The organism is Acidovorax sp. HMWF018, from assembly GCF_003061035.1.
Lineage (GTDB): Bacteria > Pseudomonadota > Gammaproteobacteria > Burkholderiales > Burkholderiaceae_C > Acidovorax > Acidovorax delafieldii.
In genome coordinates, this window is record NZ_QAIM01000659.1 from 1 (window position 1) to 5337 (window position 5337).

Consider the following 5337-nt stretch of genomic DNA (forward strand, 5'->3'; position numbering starts at 1 on the left):
AAAAGCTGCGCCAGGGTTTCAGCGACCCGGACGCCGCGAACGATGACGAGGGCGAGGACGGAGACGACGACAGGCAGCCCAAGACCGCCGCCATGTCCGACCGGCTGGCGCAACGCTTGAGCGCCCACCGCACCGCCGCGCTGCAAATCGAAGTCGCACGGCATCCGCAAGCTGCGCTGGCAGCTGTGGTGCATGGCATGGTGCAGACCGCCTTGCAGGAAAGCCGCTACGGCCGCAGCCGTGATTCTCTGCCGCTGGGCGTCGGCCTGAAAGTGCAAGACCGGCTGGAAGGCATGGCCCCGGACTGGCCGGGATCGCCTGCCGCCGTGGCGCTGCGCGAACTGCAACAGGTAGCGGGCGAAGCCTTGCCGGACGACAGCGCCGAATTGTTCGCCGTGCTGCTGACGAAGCCGCAAGACGAGCTGGTCAAGCTGCTGGCCGTGTGCGTGGCTTCCACGGTGGACGTGGTGACGCCTCGCGCCACGCCGCACCAGCCCGGCGAAGAACTGGCGCAGGCCGTGGGCCTCGACATGGCCGCATGGTGGCAGCCGACCGCCGAAGGCTACTTCAAGCATGTTTCCAAGGCCGTGATTCTGGAGGCCGTGGGCGAGTTCGCGCCGGAATCCGTCACCCGGCTGGGTAAGCTCAAGAAGGCCGACATTGCCAGCGAAGCCGAGCGGCTGGCCGATGGCACGGGCTGGATGCCTGCCATCTTCAAGGCCGCAGGCCCGCAGCAGGCAGTGCAGGAAAGCGCGCAGGAGGAAGGCCCGGAGCAGGACGCCCCGGAGGATGCCGAGGCAATGGCGGATGAAACCGCCGAGGCGCTGGCCGCTTGACCCGCGCCGAAGGCAAGCGCCCCGGCTTCGACCGGGGCGCTTCGCCGAAAGGAGAAGCCCCCATGACCCGCATCACCAGCAGCCGCCAGCGCATGGCGGCGATCTACGCCCCCGGCACAACACGCGCCCGCCGCTGGCACGGCGATGGCGACGTGCGCGGCTACCGCCCGCCCTCGGGCTGGTCGGCCCGCGCTGACCTCACCGACATTCATCCCATCACGGGTCGCGCCTTGGCTCGCGCCGTGTGGTGGATCATCGAGACGAAGGAATAACCATCGTCAGCACCGCGCCCAGGCCGTTCCGTCCTGGGCGCGGTGTTGAAGCCGAACAGCCGGAACATCACGCCGCCGCCCTCGCTCTGGCTCGGGCGGCGGCGTTGCAGGCATCGCGGTGGTGCGCGATGCCAGTATGTGCCGATCGGGTCAATCGGCTATTTCTGCTATGCCACACTTTCCGGCATGAGTATCAGCACCACCATGAAGACTTGGGCCAAGCGCATCAAACGCGATGGCGTGACGCTGTGGTTTGCCGGCAAGCATCCCCGCACGCCTTGGTATGCCAAGGCGCTGGGGTTGTTCGTGGTGGCCTATGCCCTGAGTCCCATCGACCTAATTCCAGACTTCATCCCGGTGCTGGGCTATCTGGACGATGTGATTCTGTTGCCCGTGCTGATCTGGCTGACCGTGAAGCTGTTGCCGTCCGAGGTGCTGGCGGAGTGCCGTGTGCAGGCCGATGAATGGATGCGAACAGAAGGGGCCAAGCCAAGGAGCCGATTCGGGGCCGTGATGATCTTGATGCTGTGGCTGGCGATGGGGGTGGCGTTGTGGCTCTGGCTCAAGCCGCATCTGTAGGCTGTTCATGATGGCGTACTGAATGGGCTGGGCGTGTCGGCGCAATGCGCCGCCGGGCTTTCGGGCTGCGCCCCGTGCCGACTTCGCCGTCACGGCCATTCGGCGTCAATCCCTCACGCCTTCGCGCCTGCGGCGCTGCGCGCTGCGCTTGCCTCCAGGAGAAAGCCCAGCGGGCTATCCCCGCCGCGCGATGCTTGGCGCCCCTCAATGCTGCCGAACCGGCGAAGCCGGATCGGCTTGGCCAGCGCCCCGCCGCAGTGGACGGTACGTTGGCGAACACGCTGAGACTTGCTGCGGCAGGTTGTGCGAATGCGTGCCGTCCTCAACGCTGGCGGTTCGTGCCCATCACGTCATGAAGGACGGCTCACGGACATCCCGCCCGGCATCGCCATGGAACTTCCACGCCACGCCTCAAGACCAGCGCCGCAAAGTGCGGCAGGGGCGTTCTCGCCCGTCGTTGGGGTATTGACCTGGCCCGCGTCTGGGAGCGAGCCGGTGCAGCCTTCGTGCGGGAATGCCGAGCCGGCCCTGTCTCCTTTCGGTGCGGTTCGGCCCAAAGCGTCCTTGTGTTGTTGTGAATCCTGGCGGGGGCGCGGCTGCGCCTCGGGCTTCCTGGCTGCAACCGTCCAGCGAAAACAATTTCCCCTCTGCTGCGCAGATTCCTCGCGGGACAAATTCTTTTCGCCTCCCGGCTCTCCACTGCGTTGCGACCGCAAGCGGTGCAGCCCGCCCGTCCCCCGCCGGCCGGATCACAACAAGGACGCGATGGGCGCGAACCTTGTTCCACCAAAAGGAGATCCATCATGGCCAACATCGGCACCTTCACCGCAGACAAAGACGGTTTCACCGGCACGCTGCGCACCCTGACGCTCAACGTCAAGGCCAAGCTGGTTCCCAACGACAAGGGGGACAACGAGAAAGCCCCGGACTTCCGCGTTCAGGCCGCCAGTCACGACATCGGCGCGGCATGGAAGAAGACCAGCGAGGCCGGACGGAATTACGTCTCCGTGACCCTTGATGACCCCTCGTTCCCGGCAACGGTCTACGCCCGCCTGATCGAGGGCGAGGACGGCACGCACGACCTGATCTGGTCGCGCAGCAAGCCCCAGGCGGCCTGACGGGCCGCCGGCGCCTCGCCCAACGCGGCGGGGCGCTGTGCTGCGAATGCTGCGCTGTATCGGCAAGCAGAAGGGCTTGGCAGTGTGCGGGATGTGTCTTGCCTGGCCACCAAGCAATGGCTTGAATTGGTAGAGGTACATGCGGGGCGGGTCGGTGCTGCGCACCACCGGGCTTTGCGGGCTCCGCCCCGTGTCGACTACGCCGTCACGGCCATTCGGCTCCAATCCCTCCCGCCTTCGCGCCTGCGGCGCTGCGCGCTTCGCTTGCCTCCAGGGGATCGGCGCCAGGCCCATCCCCGCCGCGCGGTGCTTGGCGCCCCTCGATACCGCCGAACCGGCTGGCACCGGATCGGCCTGGCACGCCCCGCCATGATGGCGGGGCTTCGGCGGCTATGCCTGAGCGACCGCCAGCAGTTCTTCGGCCTTGCTCATCAGCAGCGCCGTGCTGCATTCGAGTGCGCTGGCGATCTTGAAGATGATCGCCAGCGTGGGCATGTGCTCGCCGCGCTCGACCTTGCCCATGTGGGAACGCTCGATGCCCGCCAGGTGCGCCAGCGATTCCTGCGCGATGCCGCGCTCCGTCCGCAGCGCGCGCACCGCCGCGCCGAAGGCTTGCGCCAACTCGGCATCGTAGGTGGTGGCGCCGGCCGGTCGGCCGCGCTGGATGGATCGCTTCTGCATGGACAGAAGCGTCAAGTCGCAGCACAATTAAAACCACGTTATCTTTAACTCTTTCATGGCTCTGGCCTTATTCGTGCTTTTACGGAAATCCGCTTTTGCGGATTCCGACAGAACCGGAGAACCGCCTACGTGCCTTTCCAGATTTCTACAATTCTGTTTTTGCGCTTTCGTGTTTCCACGACTTTGGTGGAACACACATCCGTGTTTCGGCGCGGAAGCGCAAAACCGGCATTCCATGTTGGAACAGGAGCACCACGATGAAGGCTCCCCTCGTCACCGATGCGCAGCGCGCCGCGCTGCTGGAGAACGGGCGGCGGGCCGCCGCCGGTGAACCGCACGACCCGTTGCCGGTCGTGCGACTGTTCACTCCCGACGCTCACGCCACCTGGCTGCTGGCCTCGCTCGATCCTGCCGATGGCGATACGGCGTTCGGCATCATGGACGTGGGCATCGGTATGCCTGAGCTGGGCCACATCAAACTGTCCGACCTGGCTTCCATCGTCGGCCCGAACAAACAGCCCGTGATGCGGGATTTGTATTTCCAGGCAGTGCGCCCGCTGTCGGAATATCTGCGGCTGGCGCAGGAGAACGGTTCCATCGTCGATTGAACCGTTCGCGCCCCGGCCAAGCCGGGCGCATTCAGACTATTTCGGTCTTGCTCCAGACCTGTACGGTCTGAATCCGCACTCTGCATCTAACCGGAATATCTGTGACTGAAACAGTCACGATCTTTCGCGCGGCTTGCGGCACGGTGTTTTGTGCCGCGTGACGTTTGTGGGTCAGGTGGCCGTCGCATTCAGACGGATTTCGCAACACGCCGGAGCCTATCGGTCTTGACACCAGAAGTTACAGCTTAACCGGATTTCGACCTTGATTTGAGGCTCCCGCATGTTCGCCGCCGTGGCGACGTTCCTGCTGTTCAACAGGAGCTTTCGTCATGGTCAGCCCTCACCATTTCGCACACTGGTATCCCACGGCCGCTTACCTCTACGTCCTGGGGCTGGACACGCTCGCGCTGGCCTGGGAGTACCTGCGCCGCCATCCTGATTACCGGCTCGACTGGCTGCGCCGTGCGCGTCGCTCCGATGCTGGGCATCGCTGGGGCTTGCGCTTGCTGGAAGACCCGGCGCTGGATGCGCGTGACGCGCACCCGGCCTGGCTGCCCGGCCACACTGGTGTGGTGCAGCTCTACCCTGATGCTGATCCGCCGCCCGACGCCGCCGCATTCGACTTCTGGAACATCCCCGGCCACAAGCACCTGCTCCACGACGGCAAGCGACTGGCGCTGATCGCGCGCAGCCCCGGCCAGTGCCTGCGCTTCGCGCTGGCGCCCGGCCTGGAGGACGGCATGGCTGTCGCCTATGCCTATCACGGCGGTGCTGCCGCACCTGCACGCGGCCATGCGCCCGGTGCGGCGCTGGCCAATGCTCGGCCCCGGCCATCGCATTCGGCCTTGCTGGAACTGCACACCTTGCAGGCGCTCGACGCGGCCCTGGCGGGCGCGTCCTTGCGCGACGTGGCCGAAGGCTTGTTCGGCGTGGACACCGCGGCCGGTTGGTACAGCGACGGTGGCCTGCGCTCCAAGGTGCGCCGCTTGGTGCATCGCGGCGATGCGCTGATGCGCGGCGGCTATCGCCGCCTAGCACAGCTTGCGCCGCTTGAGAAGGGTCGTTTTGAAGGCCACGCAAAACGACCCTGAGCTAGAGAGCTTCGTTTTCTGAGACTGCCTCCATCCGGTTGCGCTGTGTGGCCGGAGCCCTGCAACCGATGGAGGTTCTCACCATGCGTCCTGCTCCCTTGCGGCCTGCCGCCGCTCCCGCAACCACCTCGACCGCTGCCGCACAGCCGCAG

Annotated in this window: 6 protein-coding genes and 2 pseudogenes; 7 read left to right on the top strand and 1 reads right to left on the bottom strand. The window is 66.0% G+C overall.

Annotation, left to right across the window (positions count from 1 at the left end; genetic code table 11):
* The 4 genes and pseudogenes from DBR23_RS27840 to DBR23_RS27860 all read left to right on the top strand — a co-directional run.
* Nucleotides 1–836 (top strand): annotated as a pseudogene (locus tag DBR23_RS27840) (chromosome partitioning protein ParB); the annotation flags it as partial.
* Nucleotides 837–898: 62 nt separating this feature from the next.
* Entirely contained in the window at nt 899–1108 is a 210-nt protein-coding gene (locus DBR23_RS27845; protein WP_059400219.1) for a hypothetical protein, read from the top strand.
* Nucleotides 1109–1294: 186 nt separating this feature from the next.
* Entirely contained in the window at nt 1295–1687 is a 393-nt protein-coding gene (locus DBR23_RS27850) for a YkvA family protein (RefSeq protein WP_059400218.1), read from the top strand.
* Nucleotides 1688–2490: 803 nt separating this feature from the next.
* Nucleotides 2491–2805, top strand: a complete 315-nt coding sequence (locus tag DBR23_RS27860) for a DUF736 domain-containing protein (protein ID WP_108500209.1) — start codon at nt 2491–2493, stop codon at nt 2803–2805.
* Between the two features lie 390 nt (nt 2806–3195).
* Here DBR23_RS27860 and DBR23_RS27865 read toward each other — a convergent pair whose 3' ends face one another.
* Nucleotides 3196–3486, bottom strand: coding sequence for a helix-turn-helix domain-containing protein (locus tag DBR23_RS27865; RefSeq protein ID WP_059400234.1), 291 nt, complete (start codon nt 3484–3486; stop codon nt 3196–3198).
* Nucleotides 3487–3743: 257 nt separating this feature from the next.
* On the opposite strand from DBR23_RS27865, the gene DBR23_RS27870 reads away from it, so the two are divergent.
* The 3 genes and pseudogenes from DBR23_RS27870 to DBR23_RS32015 form a co-directional block, all read left to right on the top strand.
* Nucleotides 3744–4094, top strand: coding sequence for a DUF2958 domain-containing protein (locus tag DBR23_RS27870; protein WP_108500210.1), 351 nt, complete (start codon nt 3744–3746; stop codon nt 4092–4094).
* A 329-nt stretch (nt 4095–4423) separates the two neighbouring features.
* Entirely contained in the window at nt 4424–5185 is a 762-nt protein-coding gene (locus tag DBR23_RS27875; protein WP_059400216.1) for a DUF2285 domain-containing protein, read from the top strand.
* Nucleotides 5186–5253: 68 nt separating this feature from the next.
* Nucleotides 5254–5337 (top strand): annotated as a pseudogene (locus DBR23_RS32015) (DNA-binding protein); the annotation flags it as partial.